Annotated in this window: 17 protein-coding genes; 10 read left to right on the plus strand and 7 right to left on the minus strand. The window is 42.5% G+C overall.

The features are described from left to right. Window positions 1-211: 211 nt before the first annotated feature. The 4 genes from CXF82_RS11565 to CXF82_RS11580 all read left to right on the plus strand — a co-directional run bounded on the left by CXF82_RS11565 (window position 212) and on the right by CXF82_RS11580 (window position 4,589). Entirely contained in the window at window positions 212-1,162 is a 951-nt protein-coding gene (locus tag CXF82_RS11565) for a porin (protein ID WP_102038284.1), read from the plus strand. Between the two features lie 183 nt (window positions 1,163-1,345). After that, on the plus strand, window positions 1,346-2,035 hold the full coding sequence (phoB, locus tag CXF82_RS11570; protein ID WP_101090388.1) for a phosphate regulon transcriptional regulator PhoB: 690 nt from the start codon (window positions 1,346-1,348) through the stop codon (window positions 2,033-2,035). A gap of 69 nt (window positions 2,036-2,104) precedes the next feature. Further along, a complete protein-coding gene (gene phoR, locus CXF82_RS11575; protein WP_101090387.1) occupies window positions 2,105-3,427 on the plus strand; it encodes a phosphate regulon sensor histidine kinase PhoR in 1,323 nt (440 codons plus the stop codon). 190 nt (window positions 3,428-3,617) lie between these two features. Further along, window positions 3,618-4,589 carry a PstS family phosphate ABC transporter substrate-binding protein gene (locus CXF82_RS11580; protein WP_101090386.1) on the plus strand — a complete coding sequence of 324 codons (972 nt, stop codon included), beginning with the start codon at window positions 3,618-3,620 and terminating at the stop codon, window positions 4,587-4,589. A 78-nt stretch (window positions 4,590-4,667) separates the two neighbouring features. Here CXF82_RS11580 and CXF82_RS11585 read toward each other — a convergent pair whose 3' ends face one another. Continuing rightward, a complete protein-coding gene (locus CXF82_RS11585) occupies window positions 4,668-5,552 on the minus strand; it encodes a collagenase (protein WP_101090385.1) in 885 nt (294 codons plus the stop codon). A 138-nt stretch (window positions 5,553-5,690) separates the two neighbouring features. Between CXF82_RS11585 and CXF82_RS11590 the strand changes: the two genes are divergently transcribed. Next, window positions 5,691-7,481, plus strand: coding sequence for a M1 family metallopeptidase (locus tag CXF82_RS11590; RefSeq protein WP_101090384.1), 1,791 nt, complete (start codon window positions 5,691-5,693; stop codon window positions 7,479-7,481). A gap of 506 nt (window positions 7,482-7,987) precedes the next feature. On the opposite strand, the gene CXF82_RS11595 is transcribed toward CXF82_RS11590, so the two are convergent. Both CXF82_RS11595 and CXF82_RS11600 read right to left on the minus strand, forming a co-directional pair. Then, on the minus strand, window positions 7,988-8,470 hold the full coding sequence (locus tag CXF82_RS11595; RefSeq protein ID WP_101090551.1) for a glutathione peroxidase: 483 nt from the start codon (window positions 8,468-8,470) through the stop codon (window positions 7,988-7,990). Between the two features lie 203 nt (window positions 8,471-8,673). Then, window positions 8,674-9,759 carry a DUF4382 domain-containing protein gene (locus CXF82_RS11600; RefSeq protein ID WP_101090552.1) on the minus strand — a complete coding sequence of 362 codons (1,086 nt, stop codon included), beginning with the start codon at window positions 9,757-9,759 and terminating at the stop codon, window positions 8,674-8,676. Window positions 9,760-10,178: 419 nt separating this feature from the next. Between CXF82_RS11600 and CXF82_RS11605 the strand changes: the two genes are divergently transcribed. Next, on the plus strand, window positions 10,179-10,718 hold the full coding sequence (locus CXF82_RS11605) for a YfaZ family outer membrane protein (protein ID WP_101090672.1): 540 nt from the start codon (window positions 10,179-10,181) through the stop codon (window positions 10,716-10,718). Between the two features lie 241 nt (window positions 10,719-10,959). Continuing rightward, a complete protein-coding gene (locus CXF82_RS11610; protein WP_102044227.1) occupies window positions 10,960-12,630 on the plus strand; it encodes a 7TM diverse intracellular signaling domain-containing protein in 1,671 nt (556 codons plus the stop codon). 72 nt (window positions 12,631-12,702) lie between these two features. On the opposite strand, the gene CXF82_RS11615 is transcribed toward CXF82_RS11610, so the two are convergent. The 3 genes from CXF82_RS11615 to CXF82_RS11625 all read right to left on the minus strand — a co-directional run bounded on the left by CXF82_RS11615 (window position 12,703) and on the right by CXF82_RS11625 (window position 15,355). Beyond that, the gene (locus tag CXF82_RS11615; protein WP_101090554.1) at window positions 12,703-12,930 is read right to left on the minus strand and encodes a hypothetical protein; all 228 of its coding nucleotides are present in this window, start codon (window positions 12,928-12,930) and stop codon (window positions 12,703-12,705) included. Window positions 12,931-13,145: 215 nt separating this feature from the next. Further along, window positions 13,146-14,495: an RsmB/NOP family class I SAM-dependent RNA methyltransferase gene (locus tag CXF82_RS11620; protein ID WP_101090555.1), complete on the minus strand. Its 1,350-nt coding sequence runs from the start codon at window positions 14,493-14,495 to the stop codon at window positions 13,146-13,148. Between the two features lie 188 nt (window positions 14,496-14,683). Further along, entirely contained in the window at window positions 14,684-15,355 is a 672-nt protein-coding gene (locus tag CXF82_RS11625; protein ID WP_101090556.1) for a DUF2461 domain-containing protein, read from the minus strand. A gap of 372 nt (window positions 15,356-15,727) precedes the next feature. Between CXF82_RS11625 and CXF82_RS11630 the strand changes: the two genes are divergently transcribed. The 3 genes from CXF82_RS11630 to CXF82_RS11640 all read left to right on the plus strand — a co-directional run bounded on the left by CXF82_RS11630 (window position 15,728) and on the right by CXF82_RS11640 (window position 18,150). Beyond that, complete coding sequence (locus tag CXF82_RS11630; protein ID WP_101090557.1) at window positions 15,728-16,183, plus strand: YaiI/YqxD family protein; 456 nt, start codon at window positions 15,728-15,730, stop codon at window positions 16,181-16,183. A gap of 547 nt (window positions 16,184-16,730) precedes the next feature. Continuing rightward, window positions 16,731-17,294: an OmpA family protein gene (locus CXF82_RS11635; protein ID WP_101090558.1), complete on the plus strand. Its 564-nt coding sequence runs from the start codon at window positions 16,731-16,733 to the stop codon at window positions 17,292-17,294. Window positions 17,295-17,325: 31 nt separating this feature from the next. Continuing rightward, entirely contained in the window at window positions 17,326-18,150 is an 825-nt protein-coding gene (locus tag CXF82_RS11640; protein WP_101090559.1) for a mechanosensitive ion channel family protein, read from the plus strand. A 75-nt stretch (window positions 18,151-18,225) separates the two neighbouring features. Here CXF82_RS11640 and CXF82_RS11645 read toward each other — a convergent pair whose 3' ends face one another. Beyond that, window positions 18,226-18,864: a trimeric intracellular cation channel family protein gene (locus CXF82_RS11645; protein WP_101090560.1), complete on the minus strand. Its 639-nt coding sequence runs from the start codon at window positions 18,862-18,864 to the stop codon at window positions 18,226-18,228. Window positions 18,865-18,925 lie beyond the last annotated feature (61 nt).

Genomic DNA, 18,925 nt, shown 5'->3' on the forward strand with positions numbered 1-18,925 from the left:
TCGACAGCTTTGTCACATTTAACCAAACTGTCATATTTCTCATTTTGCTCCTGAAAGCCCCTGTTCTAGGGGCTCGCCCTTATCGAGTTAACATTTATCAAACAATTTCAATTCGATTTAGTGTTTGCTGAAATAAAAATGCAACAAACTATCTTCATTATGACGCTCGTCCAAACCAATAACCAAGACGCATAAACGTCGAAAGGATTAAATGATGAACGTTTTTTGTAAAACTCTACTGGCTTCTGCTCTTGCTACTGCAACTCTTGCTTCTGCCCACGCTGCAGAACCACTAACAGTTTACGGTAAGCTAAATGTGACAGCACAGTCTAATGATGTAAATGATGAAGCCACGACTACGATTCAATCTAATGCTTCTCGTTTTGGTGTTAAAGGTGCTTTCGAACTCAGCAGTGACCTTGAAGCTTTCTACACCGTAGAATATGAAGTAGATACAGGCGATGACGTTAAGGAAAACTTCAAAGCACGTAACCAATTTGTTGGTCTTAAAGGCAGCTTTGGTGCTTTCTCTGTTGGTCGTAACGACACCATGCTTAAAGTATCTCAAGGTAAAGTTGACCAGTTCAATGACCTTTCAGGTGATTTGAAAAACTTGTTCAAAGGTGAAAACCGTATTGAACAAACAGCAACTTACCTAACGCCTTCTTTCAGTGGCTTTAAAATGGGTGTGACTTACGCTGCTGAAGGTGCTAGTTCACAGTATGCTCAAGATGGCTTCAGTGTTGCAGCGATGTACGGTGATGCAAAACTTAAAAAGTCACCGGTTTACGCCTCTGTAGCTTATGATTCAGATGTAAAAGGTTACGAAGTTGTTCGTGCCACAGTGCAAGGTAAAATCGCTGGCTTTAAGTTAGGCGGTATGTATCAGCAGCAAGAAGAGACTTATGAGAAAGACGGTACACCAACAGTCGGCGGCGAAAGCAAAACCGGTTACCTCTTTAGTGCAGCGTATACTATCGATGCAGTGGTATTAAAAGCACAGTACCAAGATATGGAAGATAAAGGTGATTCATGGTCTTTAGGCGGTGATTACAAACTAGGTAAACCGACAAAACTATTCGCTTTTTACACTAATCGTTCATATGAAAAAGTTGAAAATGATGACAAATACTTTGGTGTTGGTCTAGAACATAAGTTCTAAGTCACGCTTAGGTTTTTTAAAAAGGAGGCTTCGGCCTCCTTTTTACGTCTTAAAGTTAACTAAATCGTTTAGCTTTATGACAATAATTTACTTTATTATGGCAAAATGTCATGTCATTTAATATTAATGTAATAAAACTGACCAATAATAGGCCCATAGAAATTCACTGACAGAAGATCGATTATGACAGCAAGGATACTGATAGTTGAAGATGAGTTAGCGATTCGCGAGATGCTAACTTTCGTGTTAGAGCAACATGGCTTTACCACAACGTCGGCTGAAGATTACGACTCAGCACTGGATATGTTAACAGAGCCCTATCCCGATCTTGTTTTACTTGATTGGATGTTCCCAGGTGGCAGTGGTATTCAATTAGCTAAGCGATTACGTCAAGATGAATTTACCCGTCATATTCCAATTATCATGCTGACGGCTCGTGGTGAAGAGGAAGATAAAGTGAGGGGCCTTGAAGTGGGCGCCGATGACTTTATTACGAAACCTTTTTCTCCTAAAGAGCTGGTTGCGCGTATTAAGGCGGTATTACGCCGTGCCGCGCCAACATGTCTTGAAGACCCCATCGATGTGCAAGGATTACAATTGGACCCTGTAAGTCATCGTGTCACCGTTGGTGAACAAGTATTAGACATGGGCCCGACAGAGTTTCGTTTATTACATTTCTTTATGACCCACCCGGAGCGTGTTTACAGCCGTGAACAGCTGCTTGATAATGTTTGGGGCACCAACGTATATGTTGAAGATAGAACGGTTGATGTGCATATTAGACGTTTACGCAAAGCGGTGACTGAATCAGGGCATGATCGCCTTATTCAAACTGTTCGTGGCGCTGGCTACCGTTTCTCAACGAGACTTTAGTTCAATATCTCATAGGCATAAGATAGCTTTTCCGTTATCTTATGCTCAGCTCTCCCATATGGTCGGTCTATGTTTGATTCATATTCTGGGTATCGTCTAATTTCTCGATTGGTGATCTATCTACTGCTTTGTTTAGTGGTTGGTTTGCTGGTTAATGAAGTCTTTTGGATACTTTTACTCGGTTGTATCTGTTTACTGTTTTGGAATTACCGTCAGCTTTCACGGCTTAACTATTGGCTGTGGCATGACCGCCGCTTAACACCGCCGAACGGCAGCGGTAGTTGGGAAGGGGTATTTAACGGTATCTACCGCTTACAGGGAAAAAACCGTAAACGCGTATCTCAACTCGCATTTCTACTCGGCCGCTTCAGGCAGGGCGCTGAAGCACTTCCTGATGCTGCCGTCGTGCTCGATGCTGAGCACAATATACTCTGGTGTAATAAACTCGCGCAGCTGTTATTAGGTTTTGTCTGGCCGCAAGATAATGGCCAGCGAATTGATAACCTTATCCGTCATCCTGATTTTTCTAATTACTTAAAAGATGCTGAATACCAAGAGCCTTTAGAATTAGCGGCCCCCCTGTCTGAAGGGCGCTTATTAGAGATTCGGATCATGGGCTATGGCTCTGGCCAATTACTACTGATTGCACGAGATATTACTCGGGTGCGTCAACTGGAGGGGATGCGTAAAGAGTTTGTCGCTAATGTGTCACACGAGCTAAAGACGCCTTTAACTGTGCTGCAGGGCTATTTGGAAATGATGCAGTCCATGGCGGAGCCTGACTCTCCCAATATTAAAGCGATGGAGCAGATGCAACAGCAAACCACGCGTATGCGTTCTATGGTTGAGCAGTTACTCGCGTTATCAAGAATTGAGGATGCCGGGGATGTAAACCTCGAAGTTAAAGTGAACATGTCATCGATGATGGACATACTGCATGACGAGGCACTCGCGTTAGCACAAGATCAGTATCAGGTAAGTCTTTATTGTGAGCCAGGGCTTGATATGTATGGTAATGAGGTACAGCTACGAAGTGCTTGCACAAACCTTATCTCCAATGCGATTCGATATACAGAACCTGGTGGGACTATCGATATTAGCTGGCGGAAGATTGCCACCGGCGGACAATTTAGTGTGCGTGACAGTGGTGAAGGTATCGCAGCGCAACATATTAGCCGCTTAACGGAACGCTTCTATCGGGTTGATAGTGCGCGCTCAAGACAAAGTGGTGGTACAGGTTTAGGCCTTGCGATTACTAAGCATGCGCTGAATCATCACCAGAGCGAGCTTATGGTATCAAGCCAGTTAGGTAAGGGCAGTACATTTAGTTTTGTTATTCCGCCTAACCTGATTGAGTTTACGGTGCCTGAGGCTCTCACTTCAGCCGACTGAGGGCGATAAGCTAAAATTAGATGACATAAAAACAGGCGCTTAGCCTGTTTTTTTATATTACCGCTATTAACTTGTCAAAAATACCCGCGTTGTCATCCAAGTGTCACGTTACAGTAATAGACTTGTCATCATAGAAGTTAATACTGACAGCGTTTTAAGAAACCATGATATTTAAACACTGGAGCAAAGAATGAAATTGAAACAACTTGTTGGCGCAGTAAGCTTAACTGCAGCGACTGTATTTTCTGCAGCATCAATGGCTGCAATCGACCAGTCTTTACCAACTTATGAAAAAACAAGTGGTGTGTCTGGTAACTTATCGTCTGTTGGTTCAGATACTTTGGCTAACATGATGACGCTATGGGCTGAGGATTTTAAACAACTGTACCCTAACGTGAATATTCAAATTCAAGCAGCGGGTTCTTCTACTGCGCCGCCAGCATTGACTGAAGGTACTTCTCAGTTCGGCCCGATGAGCCGTAAGATGAAGCCAAATGAAGTTGAAGCATTCGAAAAGCACTACGGCTACCAGCCAACAGCGATTCGTGTTGCAATCGATGCGTTAGCAGTGTTTGTGCATAAAGATAACCCAATCAAAGGCATGAGCATGGAGCAGATCGACGGTATCTTCTCTTCTACTAAAAAGTGTGGCGGTGATGATGTTAAGCGTTGGGGTGATGTTGGCCTAACGGGTAGCTGGTCTACACGTGACGTACAATTATATGGTCGTAACTCAGTATCTGGTACTTACGGTTACTTCAAAAAGAAAGCGCTTTGTAAAGGCGACTTCAAAGCTAACGTTAATGAGCAACCCGGTTCAGCTTCAGTAGTGCAGTCGGTATCTCAATCACTCAATGCGATTGGCTACTCTGGAATTGGTTATAAAACAGCAGGCGTAAAAGCGGTTGCGATTTCTAAGAAAGGCACCAATTACATCGCTGCTTCACCTGAAAATGCGGCAAGCGGTAAGTACCCACTATCACGTTACTTATATGTTTATGTGAACAAGCATCCTAACAAGGCACTTGCGCCAATGGATCGTGAGTTCATCCGCTATGTACTGTCACTGCAAGGACAGCAAATCGTAGAGAAAGACGGTTATGTTGCACTTCCACGCAGCGTTATTGCTAAAGATTTAGAGAAAGCCGGTATCCGTCTTTAAACTCTAATCTAGCAAGATAGACCTAAAAAGGCCTCATTAAGAGGCCTTTTTTGATGGTGATATAAACGGTAATCGTAACTAATTTTTTACTGTTAGGTCTGTTAACCACACTTGAAACTCATCATCCATACTGGTTCCCCATTGGCTCACTAATGCTTGGTATCTCGGGTAATCACCTTTACGTGTAAAAGTCAGCATCTCATCAATCTTGTCTTTATGGTTTTCAAGCATAAAGCGCACCGCTAAATAGCCCCAACGGTACACTCTATCACCACCACCATTACGCTCATAACTGGTATTAAACAAATCACTTAAGACTAAGTTTTTATCGCCTATGACCTTGATGGCCTTTGGGTTGTCATCGCCAAGAGAGATGTATTCTGCAACACCTTCGCTCCACCAAACAGTATGAGGGTACAAAGGAGCGGGTTTCGGGCAATATTCTGGTGCACTATGTGAGTCATGCAGTGATGCGCAAAAATCGCCGTAAAGGTTAAAGCGACCATCGAGATAATGCACATACTCATGGGCGAGGTTCCAAACTTGGCCTTTTTTCTCATAGGCAACAAACTCTGCTTGATTGCCATCTACCCAAGGAAAGCCCTCTAGGTACATGCCGCCGTTATCACTAGGAACATCAAAGTGAGCGGTCACATTGGCTATATAGTCTTCTCTGGAATGGTAAACATTAGCCCGCATACTGTGGTTGTTGTCGTTGGCTACAGGCTTATTCAATGTGCCGAACAAAAGGTGAAACTTAGCTTCCTGTGTTTGCAGTAATAAGCATGCAGACTCAATTTGTTGTGACGTTAATGCTTGAGAACGAATTATGATAGTGTCACTACAGGCATAATTTTGGCTGAGTACAGTATTAAGGTCCTTGGCCGACTCGGCAGCAGCAAGCTGCGGTGTTATAAGTAGAGGACTGAGCAATAAAGCGAGTGTAAGGTGTTTATTTTTCATGGAGGGTTTCTCTCATTTTTATATTTGCATACAATATCCGCAAGTGTTCCATTTAAACTTATTCAAGTCAATCTCATCTACATGGATGAATTATGGCTAAAATACCCTCAAAGATTCAGTGACTAAAAAGGATATGCCGTGTTAGAGCCCTGGGATAATAGCCGTGACTACCATTCATTCGCCAATACAGAGCAAGTTTGTGTTAAGCACTTATCATTGATGTTAGATGTGGATTTTGCATCTAAACAATTGACTGGGCTGGTGGAACTCAAGCTTACATTTTTAGATAACGACACTCGTGAATTGATGCTCGACCTGCGTGATATCACCATCTTTAATGTGACCACCGGGGCAGATCAACAGTTAGAATACGCCATCGACAAAGAAGACGAGATCTTAGGTCAACGCTTATGCGTAAAATTAGATCCGTCTGTCAGCAGTGTCAAAATACATTACGCTACATCGCCAGCAGCGCAAGGCTTGCAGTGGTTAACGCCCGCTCAAACAAGTGGCAAGCAACTGCCGTTTCTTTTTAGTCAATCTCAACCCATTAATGCTCGTAGCTGGATCCCACTGCAAGATACACCAAAGGCTAGAATTACCTTTGATGCGGTGATCAACGCACCTAAAGGCATGCGAGCGGTAATGAGTGCCATGAATGATGCCAATGTTGCGCTTGATGGTCGCTTTAGTTTCACCATGGAAAAAGCGATGCCGACTCACCTGCTTGCCATCGCCGTTGGTGATCTGGCTTTTGGTCGATTAGGAGCACGTACCGGAGTTTATGCCGAGCCTGAGGTTGTCGAATCGGCAATCGCTGAATTTGAAGACACCGAGAGCATGGTTGAAGTGGCTGAGTCCTTGCTTGGCCCCTATCCTTGGGGCCGTTATGACATGCTCGTTTTGCCACCCAGTTTCCCATTTGGTGGAATGGAGAACCCGCGACTCGCTTTTATGACGCCAACGTTAATTGCTGGTGATAAAAGCCTAGTGTCTACTGTTGCTCATGAGTTAGCGCACTCTTGGACCGGTAACTTGGTCAGTAATGCGACTTGGCGTGACTTATGGCTAAACGAGGGCTTCACCACATACTTCACTAACCGTATCGTCGAAAAAGTCTTTGGTAAAGAGTTAGCTGAACTTGAAGTTGTGCTTGAATACGGCCGACTAAAAGAAGCCATTGAGTCTACTGCACTGCAGGCACAAACCTTGCCTGCCAATATGCAAAATCAAGATCCAAACGAAGCTTTTAATCGCTTCACTTATGACAAAGCATCAATGTTCGTACACGACTTAGAAAAAAGGCTTGGGCGTGAGTCTTTTGATACATTTCTTTATGATTATGTGCAAGCGTTTGCTTTTGAAGCGATAACAACGGAAACCTTCGTTGAGTATGCTAAAAAGACCTTATTAGTTGAGCATGCAGATTCAATAACTGAAGCTGACTTATTGGGTTGGATCTACGGCGAAGGTATGCCGGAATGGTTTACCGCACCCACTTCAAATAGCCTAGATAAAGTGAACGTTGCACTCGCTGCATTCACATCGGGTTGTCTTGCGACAGAGTTAAATACCCTTGGCTGGTTAGTACACCATTGGCAGTACTTTTTGGCTAACCTACCGTTGGTGATTACACACACGCAACTGAGCGATCTTGATAACGTCTTTTCATTGACAGTTTCGACTAACGCAGAGATCGCATGTGATTGGTATAAGGTCGCTATTCGTAACGGCTATACTGCGGTATTGCCAGCGGTAAGTGACTACCTCGTTAAAATAGGTCGGGGTAAACTTGTCAGGCCTCTCTATGCTGAATTACTCAAAGCGGGATTTACAGCTGAGATTAAAAATATCTACGCGCTGGCACGTGATGGTTATCATCCGTCAATAGCTGTGATGCTAGATATTCAGCTTGAAGATGTTCGTTAATGGGAAAAAAAATGGCAACCCAAATGGGTTGCCATACAATATGTTTCTCAGGAGTTAAACAAGTCAATGCGCTAGCGAAACTGTTAACTCCAATGGCAAACCTCAACAGGAGTGCCCAAGGGAATGATGATGAACAATGAAACTAAAAGCTAAGCCAACTGATGAAATTCACTTAACGAGAATCGGTTCATATAGTGAGAGTCGCTTATTTCAAATTAGTTCCCACAGCTTAGAGTCTTTTTGCTTACTTTTTGTTTTTTGTCGTTGAATTTGACTGTTTTTGATAATTTAGGATAAAAAAAGGGCAACCCAATGGGTTGCCTGATTGACCTACTTAGAGATCAAGGGGACTGCGCTAGAAGTCCCAGGGAGAATGATGAACATGAAAACAAATTCAATGCTCAAGAAGTTAGAGGGTGTTGTTTTGTGAAAGTTCAAAAAATAGACAAATAAATTTCAATTTTTTTTACTCAATAATTAAGGCTCTGTTTATTCGATGTTTTTATTTACAGTAACTTTAAAATATCATTTTCAATAGCCATTGGTTTGGTTGTTGAAGCAAAGCGCTTTTCAACTTTACCTTGCTTGTTAACCAAGAACTTTGTGAAATTCCACTTTATCCGCTCAGAGCCAAATAGGCCTTTTGCTTCAGCTTTTAAGTGACGATATAAAGGGGCTGTATTTTCCCCATTGACCTCTATTTTTTCAAATAGAGGGAAGGTGACGCCAAAGTTAAGTTCGCAAAATGAACTTATCTCTGCGCTATTACCTTTTTCTTGAGCACCAAACTGGTTACAAGGGAATCCGAGGATCGCTAAGCCTTGTGATTGGTACTTCTTATAAAGCTCTTCAAGCTCCTTGTACTGCGGAGTAAAGCCACATTCACTAGCAGTATTAACAATTAAAACCACTTTTCCTTTGTAGTCCTCGAGAGAGGTTTCTTGCCCTTGAATATTTGTTACTGAAAACCCGTAAATTGAAGATGACATAATGTGCTCCTTTTTCTGCTGATACCTTACTATTATTTATAATTGCTAGCAATATTATTGCGCACAATTTATTTTAATGTGACATATTCAGCAACCAGATGTAGAAGATATCAAATTTATGGGATGGTATTTTTTTGATGAAAAAAAGGCATGCATTAAATCATACCTTTTTTTCCGTAGCGTGGTGTTAAATCCAAGCGACTTTACGAGTCACTTGGTACAAATGATTCAGGGAAGTGACGTGTTGTTGTTTCATCAACGACAACAGTAACGTCCTGCTCGGAAGAGTCGATGAAAAAAGCCGCTGTTCCATCCTGAGGATCACGAACATTGGATGCTTCAGGATCATCATTTTGTGCAAGACAGGTGTAACCTAAGCTATATGTGTCGGCGACAACAAAGCCAAACTCATATTTATAACCTGAGGTGTTTCCTTCATTGTCTTCAATAGGGTTAACTCTAGCGGAGGTGATCGGGGCTACTTGAGTTAGTACATTTTCACCCGTTCTAAAGTCTGCCATATTATCTAATGCTGTACTGTTAGGATAAAGGTATACCGCAGGAGAAAACTCTGAGCCGCTAGCGTTGGTTTCACAGTTGCTCATCGTCTCAGTACTAATTTCGCCGGCTATTGCGCCAACATCTGCACTATTCACCAATTGGACCGATGTTGGTTTTAAGGTCCAATATTCTTTATTGCCATGAGGGCCTTGGAGGCCTTGTGATAAATTGAATTCAGCCACAAATGAGTTGTTGCCCGCTGCAATAGTGAATGCTTTATTAAAAAATAATCGACCGGTATTTTCTTCATCAGCACCAACGCCGCCGCAAGATCCATTACTATTGGTGACTAAGCCTTCGACAACGCCACCGACATAGTCGCCATTGGTGTCTTTGCTTGCACCTGAAAGAACATAAGAGCTGTCTGTATCAGATATCTGGTTATTTTGCATATAGATACACATTTGGTACTCACCAACAGCGACAGATTGACCACTGACGAGTGTTTCCACATCTTGCCCTTGCACACTCAGTAAGTCGACGTGTTGTAGGCCATCATCACCGACAGAAACATCGAATGATACTGAGCCAGCACTGTTTTTTAGCACGACTTGCTTAAATGCGATATTAACCACATTGGCATCGGCTGGATTGTCGGATACACCAAGGCTAAATTTGCCGAACTCTGGGTTCGGTGATGAATCAGAATCTGAATCAGAACCACAGCCCATTAGCACGATGCCGGTTGTAATTGCTATTGCTATCGAGGTGAATTTTAATTGTTTCATGCTTGCTCCAAATCATACCACTCAGGATATTTATTATAGTTGTTTTAAACATTTTTGAGATTTTAAAACTAGGTATAGCAAAGCCATTAATTGAGATGATTAAAGGCTTTGTCGACCAATACCATCGATTAGTATAAAGGCGTTATAACGAGTCTGTAACTCCCAAAATGAGGAATATATCGTAAAATATTTAGATGTTTTTTATCAAGGGAGAAATCAAGCGTTTAGCGAATAAAGCCTTTATATAATCTCCTGCCCCACTTGATACCAAGGTTGTGTTGATGTTGATTTTGTTGGTTGGTGGTTTACTTTTGGTAGCGCTTTATTGAAATGCGAACTTGATCTCACTGTTTAGATGAAACATTAGCTTGGTTTTGTGTATGCTCGCCGCAAATGACAACTATGTGTTGAGACGACAAATGAAAATTAAAGTGTTAGTGGGCGTGGCTTCGCTCTATTTGGTCAGCGTTTCAGCTCTGGCAACAGATGCTAGCGTAAGTTTAAATGATGACACCTTTTTAACCGACCTACAGGTTGACCTGAATAAGGATGTTAACGCGTCTGCAGAGTATATTTATTCTGAAAATGGCGGACAGATGCTATCCGGTGCGATGCATATTGCTCATGATGCGGGTATACACCATATTGAGATTGGCGCAAAGTTTAGTCAGCTTTGGTCTAAGAAAAGTCAGAATGGTAATGTTGTTGGTGTTGGCGGGCGTTATGCAATGCAGTTAGGCTCGAATATTTCGTTTCAGGGGTCGGGCTACTATTCACCTTCAGTGCTGTCATTTGGCAATATTGATGGTTCTTGGCAAGTAGACGGTAAGGTTCAATATCAACTTAACCCTGCACTGGCGTTATTTGTGGGTTATAGAGATATCCGTTTTCAATATGATGATGCTCCAAATGCAACCTTTGAATCAGGCTTTTATTTAGGTGGCAGAGCAACGTTCTAGCGACTTTTTTTATGCTGTTCTATGCAGCTAATAGCGCGGTTATAACATCAGCTATTGGTTGCATGTCTATTTTTCTTTATTTTACCTTCCTCTAAAGTATATCCTCGGGATAACAAAGTGTGCTTTAAATTGTTGATAAACGCCTGTTTCATGTAGACTTAAGTCAAAATATTGTCGAATACGTGAACTTTGTCACGTTGATTTTTGTTCGATGTGGCTTTAGGAAGTGAATTTATCCCCCATGCACATAAAAATTATAACAATCACTTTATTGATATTGTCTCTCTTTGGCAGTAATGAAAGTGTTCATGCAAGTGCTGTATTTGATCATACTTTTCTTTTTGAAGCCTCTGAAGGTGAAAGTTTTCCGCAAGACTTTATGGCAATTACACCTTGGATAAAATCACATCCTCAGCTGAATAAAGTCTCATTGGCGGGCGGTGATTATTGGATGGCAAGCGCTTTTGTTATCTCAGCAGATGAAGGCTTGTGGAGCGTTAATGTCAAAAATGCCATTATTGAATCTATTGACTACTGGATCATTGGCGAAGATGGTTCGAAGCAGTATTTCCACAGCGGTTATTATGCGCCATACGAATTTTTGTTCGACTATGCACGAAAAGCTGAGCTTAAAAAGGCAACTAACTACTGGCTAGTGACCCGAATAAACAGCCGTTACTACTCCTCACAGCCCAAGCTTCAAGTACAACCCTACGAGCAGCATCGTCTTGACTCTGACTTTAGTGCAATGTTTATTGTGCTGTGCTTAGGGGCTCTGGTCTCAATTGCTTTTTATAATCTACTTATTTATGCATCCATTAAAGATAAAGCCTTTTTATATTATGGATTTTACGTGTTAACTTATTTCTTTGGTTGGGCGTTAACATTCCATATTCCGGCACACCTCTTTGGGTTTCATGGCTTGCCGTTGCACCATCTGTTCTTTATTGGTTTACCCATATTTAACATTCTTTTTTATAAGCATTTTTTGCAATTACCAGAACTGTCACCGAGATTATGGACATTAAGTAAATACCTTATGTGGGCATGTATTATTGCGTTGCCAACCAGTATTTATTTAATCTCTTACACTGCTATCATCGCGTCTATTTTGATTATGCTGTGGATCGCTTTAGCGATTACCTGTGGCAATGTGTGCTTGTTAAAAGGCTTTTACCCAGCCCGATACTTCATCTTTGCATTCACCTGTTTGTTGTTACCAGCCGTATTAATTCTTCCTGGAAATATGGGGTTAATGCCTGACTTTTTTGACAACGCTGAGTTAGCGACTTTGATTGGTGGCACAGCCGATGCGTTATTATTGTCGCTAGCATTAGCACATAAAATTCGCATGTTGTCGGATGAAAAACAGCGCTATATTGAAACGCTCGATATCGCCTGGAAAAATGCCCGTATTGATGAGTTAACTAAAATCGCTAACCGTTTTGCATTTGATGAGTTTATGCGTCAAGAGCAACCTATCGGGTCATCGGCTATCTCTGAATGTTACTTAGTACTGGTCACGATAGAGGGGTTGTCACTGGTTAATAAAAAATTGGGTCTTGGAGAGGGAGATAAGCTCATTTGTTTTGTTGCTGCGCAATTAGGTCGACGGACAAGTAGCCATAACCAAGAAAGTATTTTCCGAATAGGTGTAAATGATTTCGTGCTGTTTATTAATAAAGAGTGTATCGAAGATATTGAACTGGCAACAGCTCAGATAGAGTCTCACTTTAGTGAAAAAGGCTTTAGCGATGCAAGTCTTCATGTTGGTCGGTGTTTGAATACCAATGTACAGAATAATCATGAATGGTTGCGTAATGCAGATCAAAATTTGTATGCCAATAAGAGCGTTAAGCGTCGTCAACTATATGCGCAGCGGTTAAACAGTACGTTTGATGTAGATGTGTGAGGCTTAGTCAGTATAAAGAGTAAGAGGTTGAAACCATGTTAACCTCTTACTTTATTATAAAACTACAAAATATCAACGCCTTCTACTCTCACTCACAAAATGTTCTTCAGAAAATGCTTCTATTGGCGCTCGCTTATTGTGGCTGCGCTGCTCTTTTCGTCGCAACTTTTGGCGGTTACTTTTACTGTCTTCAGTGAGGTTATCGTCGACATCATTTTCGTAAGATAAATTGTTGTCGAAACGGTTTTCTAAACTATTGTCCCGCTCTACATGTTGATCAAACTCGTATGTATTTCTCATCGCCTTAATCCTAACATTTCCGATTATTGGTGCGTTTTGCACATTGAACTTTGCTGGCTTACCACTGGATAATAAAAACAGAACATGACAGCACAATGACAGCATCGACAGTAATTTGGATTATCAGACAAAGGAAACAAAAACGCCGTGCATTGCACGGCGTTTATCTCTCAATATAGCACTAGATTTTCTCAATATAGTTCTTAAGTATTGAGCTAGCTTTTTCGGCACATTTTAGCAACGAACATACCATCAGTATCTGCATCTTGCGGCCATACCGTGAGCATTTCTGCTGGTTGCCCTGTAAACGGGTGACTCAGTTGCTGCAATGCAAAATGTGGGTGTTGAGAGAGAAATGCATTTACAACCTGCTCGTTTTCAACCGGTGACAGTGAGCAAGTGGCATACACTAATTGTCCCTCTAACTTTACCGCTTTGGCACTGCGGTTAAGAATATCCAATTGCAGTGCCTGCTTGTCATTCACCACACTTACATCGTCTAGCCAGCGCATATCTGGGTTACGGCGCCAAGTGCCAGTGCAACTGCAAGGTGCATCGACAAGTACTCCATCAAAGCTGCCTTGGGAGACGGGGAGAGAATCGTCCTGCCAAGGTGCAATAGAAATACCACTAAATCCGGCTCGTTTTGCCCGCTTCATCAGCTCTTCTAATGGTTTTTTACGAATGTCTGATGCTGTGATTGAACCCGTTCCGTTCTCATCTTGATTGAACATTAAAGAGCGGATCTGCAGTGATTTTCCACCAGCGCCGCTGCAGGTGTCCCACCAATGGTCATCGGCTTTAGGATCACAAATTTGTCCAATCACTTGTGAGCCGAGATCTTGGATCTCTAAATGGCCCTGAAGGTAAGGTTTTATCGCATTAAGGTTAATGCTCTTATGCCCAAGGTTGACGGTATCACTAAAAAAATCACTGCTGCTAGCGTCAATGTTGTCATTTTTCAGTTCAGTGGTGAGTTGCAGGGCAGAGCACTTTTGCGCCCGTCCCCAAATCGGTGGACGTGAACTCATGGCTTCGATAAGCGCAAGCTCATGCTGAGCGTCTATATCGGTAATGTCCCAAAACCACTGCGGTAATAAGTCTTTTTCTTGAAAGTCGATATCAGTAAAACATTGCTGAACAAATTGGCACTTATCTGACACTGTCGGCAAAGGCTGAGGGCTAGCGTTGACATTGAATTTACCCGACTGATTAGCAAAGCCTTGCCAAGCTTCACTAAATTGGCTCCAAGAGTGGCCTTCTAACTCCGCGACGACCGCAAGTGCTGCAAACCAACTATCGTCTAGCTCTGTGCTGGTATGCACTTTTTTAAGCCAGCCCCACCAACGGAACAGCGCAAATAAGCTTTCTCTAATAACTCGGCGGTCTTTAGAACCATGTTTCTTATTGGCTCTGAAGTATTCGCCTACGATACGATCAGCGGGCATTTTTTGCTGGAACACGCTGTTAAATAGCTGATGTATGGTATTGCTATAGCTAAATGCGCGTTTTTGAGCGCTGGTTTCAGCTTGAAATGCATTAGCTGCTGTAGATGATTCGACCATGTAAATGTGCCTGACGCAGAAGCCTCGAAAGGCTCAGATAAAAAGTGGCGCAATTGTAGCAGAGTCTGCGGTTAAGCGCCTCAGCCAAGGTTGACAGAGTGCACAGGCTTCACCGCCTTTATCCAAGCTGTAGGTTAAAACGGCTGCAGTTGCATAACAAGGAGTTGATTAACTACTAAACGGGTAAGTTAGTAATCCAATTCCAGTGCAAAGCACAGGTAGCGCATGAGTTGCTGGCATTGCTCAAACTCTGCTGCGCAAACGTCGGCAAATTGCGTTGAGCACACTTGCTCTATACTTATCGGTTTAATGGCGATGAAGTCTTTTCGTTTAAGCTCTTCTAGCATAGGGTGAGTTTTATCAAACCCTCTGGGCGGCCTAATTAGCTGACTGCCTTCCATGTTAAACCCGCTTTGTGATAGCGCTGTTAATGCTTTTTTATAACCATTGGGATTTTCGTCGATACAGCTACGGATAGCATTGAGTGCTTTGGATTCAGGATGCCAAATACCGGCCCCTAAAAAGCAACTGTCGTTGGCGATATGTAAGTACAGACCTGGAGCATGTACATCTTTACCTTGAAAGTGGCGAAATTGGATGCCGACATTGGTTTTATAAGGTGTTTTATCCTTACTAAAGCGGCTATCACGCTGGGGGCGCATCATACTGCCGCCGACCTTTTTCGGTACCGCGGTTAATCTAGGTGAAAGCGCTAAGACGGCTGGCTGCATCGATTCGATAAACTGCAGTGCGGGCGTTCGCACTTGATCTTCATATCTTGACTGGTTGGCTTTAAACCATTCTCGCTCATTGTTGACCGATAATTCGTTTAAGAAATCAAAACTGGCATGAGTAAACATTGCTGCGCTCTCAAAGAAACTTAATTGTTGATTAACATAACAAAGTAGCAGCGTAATTTATAGGTTAAATCGACTCACTGACTCGATTAAGGACGAGGTTTTAGCGGGGCTGGTCTCTGTCTAAATAAGTGAGATACTGCTATAGTCTGCGCCAAAATTTATATGGCGGCGCTAAACATCGGTGATGTAAGTTGCAGCGGTGACGGGGCTGATTATGCGTGAGCTAAGCCACCTTAACAGCTTGCGACGGTACAGTATTTAAATCCATAATCGCCATATGTTTAGACACTGTTGTAGGTTCTTATCTGCAGGAAACTTATCGGCAGTCATCGATTTAATACGCCATAATGGCTCGATATATGAAGGAATATTATGAAAATTTGGGTTGATGCTGACGCCTGTCCAGGTGTCACCAAAGAGACGCTTTTTCGCGCTGCTGATCGTGCTGAAATTGAAACGACACTGATTGCGAATCATAGCGTTAAAATTCCACCTTCGCGCTTTATTAAAATGGTCATTGTTTCCTCTGGCTTTGATGTAGCGGATGATGAAATTGTTAGACGACTGCAAGTGGGGGATTTAGTCATTACAGCCGATATTCCTCTAGCAGCTGAAGCCATTGAAAAAGGCGCACTCGCGTTGAATCCACGTGGTGAGCTGTATACCGATCAAAACATTAAATCGATTTTGAATATGCGAGACTTTATGGATACGATGCGGGCAAGTGGGGTTCAAACCGGAGGCCCCGCAGCCATGGGACAAAGTGAGCGACAGGCTTTTGCCAACCAATTAGACCGTATTATTACTAAGTTTAAACAACAAAAGTAATTCGGGTTATTAGCACATCTTATGATGTGATCAGCCCTAATAAAATTTTGAGTGTTACTTTTATCTCGACGGCATGCCGCTAACAGCGTATTGCCATTGTTTGCTTATTTTATTTACTATTTTCGCTAGCTTTCACTGCTTTTTATCTTCTATTTTTTACTGTTATTTCTCACCCAAAAAAGCGGTTAAACAATCATAAAACCAAGCCAATGAGTTGTAGCGCTGGCTTCAAGGGAATGACTCCCTACGCGATGTGCTTTGAATTGAAGGCGCACAAAACCTCTGTAACGAGTCCTTTCAAGTCCTGCTCTGCTCAATAATTCACATACAGCCCTATAAATAGCGAATGGCGACGTTTGTTAACCTCTGTAAATACAGTGGTTAAACGGGTGATGTTGGGGTAATTACCGAAAACTGACTATGATGTAGTGATTAAGTTAATTATTTAACTGCCTTTTTGCTTTTTGTTCGTTAACATAGTTAACAGGTAGCCCCTGTCTAATCATGCGGCTTTGCGAAAGGTTTGCTCCGACTCTAGGTTAACGATATGCGATGGTTGATATTCGGTCTGCTGTTTTGCTTGTTATTTACCCGTCCGACTTTTGGGCGAGACTGGTTAGATAGCGATGCAGATGGCGTACCTGATCGCAAAGATGCGTGCGTCGAAACGAATACCGGTCAAGCGGTAGATGCTAGCGGCTGTGCTCGCACGGTATTAACGACTGAGCTTTGCCTTAACACATTGATGGGGGATTTTTACCCGACCCATTGCACGCAGTTGTCATCTAATGTTGTTAAATTCGACTTTGCTAAGTCGGATCTATTATCCAGCCAAAGGCCAGTGCTTGAACGTGTTTCGCTCTGGTTAAGCAAGGTACCGGTTAGGTTGTTACTGATTGGTCATACGGATTCTGTCGGCAGTGAGCGTTTTAATCTGACGTTGTCATTGTCACGGGCAAACGGGGTTAAACGAGCGCTAATAGATGAGTTTAATTTTAATGCCAAGCGTTTTGATGTAAAAGGCGTCGGCGATCAGCAGCCCATTGCTGATAATCAAAGTCGTCGTGGTCGAGCGTTAAATAGAAGAGTTGAGTTTTTCGTTATTTTTTAAAAATACATTTCAAAATTAAGGGAGTATATACATGGATAATTTGCAAGGTCTGATGGATCAAGCACCAGAACTGATTGTCACTTATGGTCTGAGAATTCTATTCGCAATCATTATTTTTGTGATTGGTAAGTTTTTTGCTGGAGTTGCCAAAAAACTCACGACAAAACTACTTAACAAGCGCAAAGTCGATGAAACTGTCACTTCGTTTGTTGGCAATATAGCTTGGTCATTGGTATTTGTATTTACCATAGTGGCGACATTAGGGCAGATTGGTGTGCAAACTGCGTCTCTGGTGGCTGTTATTGGTGCCGCTGGCTTAGCGGTTGGTTTAGCGCTACAAGGTTCACTGTCCAATTTTGCCGCAGGCGTATTGATGGTGTTATTCCGCCCTTGTCGTGTGGGTGACTATGTTGAAGCTGCAGGTATTGCAGGTACGGTCAGTGAAATTACGATTTTTTCAACCAAGCTACTTAGCCCTGATAATAAAGTGATTATTGCACCAAACTCAGCAATGATGGATGGCACTATTGTCAACTATTCGGCAATGGAAACTCGTCGTTTAGACTTGGTCATTGGCGTGTCTTATGATGCAAATCTTGCTGAAACAAAGAAGGTATTAACCTCAATACTGGATAATAGTCAGTATGTACTTAAAGATCCCGCTTACACTGTAGCGGTAGCAGAACTTGCTGATTCTTCAGTTAACCTTGTGGTTCGTCCATGGGTAAAAGGCAGTGATTACTGGCCTGCGCATTTTGAAATTTTAGAGCAGATTAAAATTGCTCTTGATGAGGCGGGTATTGGAATTCCTTATCCACAAATGGATCTCTATGTGAAAGAGACCCCAGCAAGCTAATAGCTTAATTGGATAAGTAAAAGGTCAGCATTTGCTGACCTTTTTTATGATTTTAAACTGCGAGCTTAGTGGTTATTAATGGATGTTGTCTGACTGATATTGGTAGTCAAACTTGGGCATTGACCAATGATAGCGGATAGCGAGCATTCTAAAGCTAAAGCCAAAGGTCAGTGCGATAGAAAGGCTTATCCATTCAACTACACCGTTTAGCTTCATCGCCACATATAAAGCAGATGTTAGCAAAGCCACTAATGCGTATAGTTCTTTCTTAAAAATAAGCGGCACTTGATTGCATAAAATATCACGGATAACGCCGCCAAAAACGCCAGTCACAACCCCCATCACAATCGCTATCTCAATGCTGTAACCCAGCATTAAGGTTTTTTGTGTACCAACAATAGAAAATACCGCTAGACCAATTGCATCAATGGCCAAAAACAATCGCGATAAGTAGCGCATTAACGGTGCAATCATCACCGTGAGCAGTGATGCTGCCGCGATGGCTAGCAAGTAATGTGCATTTTCAATCCATACTAGGGGGTAATTTCCAAGGAGCATATCACGCAGGGTGCCACCACCAATCGCGGTGACACAACCAATAATCACCACACCAAAAAGGTCCATCTGTTTTTTACCGGCGGCTAGGGCGCCCGTCATCGCTTCAGCTAAGATGCCGATGAGCCACAAAGCACTGATCACTTTTACTTCTAACATAAGATAATTCTAGCTAACCAAAAGAAAGCGAAGTCTGCCCGTATTTCAGCAAAAAATACAG

It is taken from the genome of Shewanella sp. GutDb-MelDb, from assembly GCF_002836075.1.
Classification (GTDB): Bacteria; Pseudomonadota; Gammaproteobacteria; order Enterobacterales; family Shewanellaceae; genus Shewanella.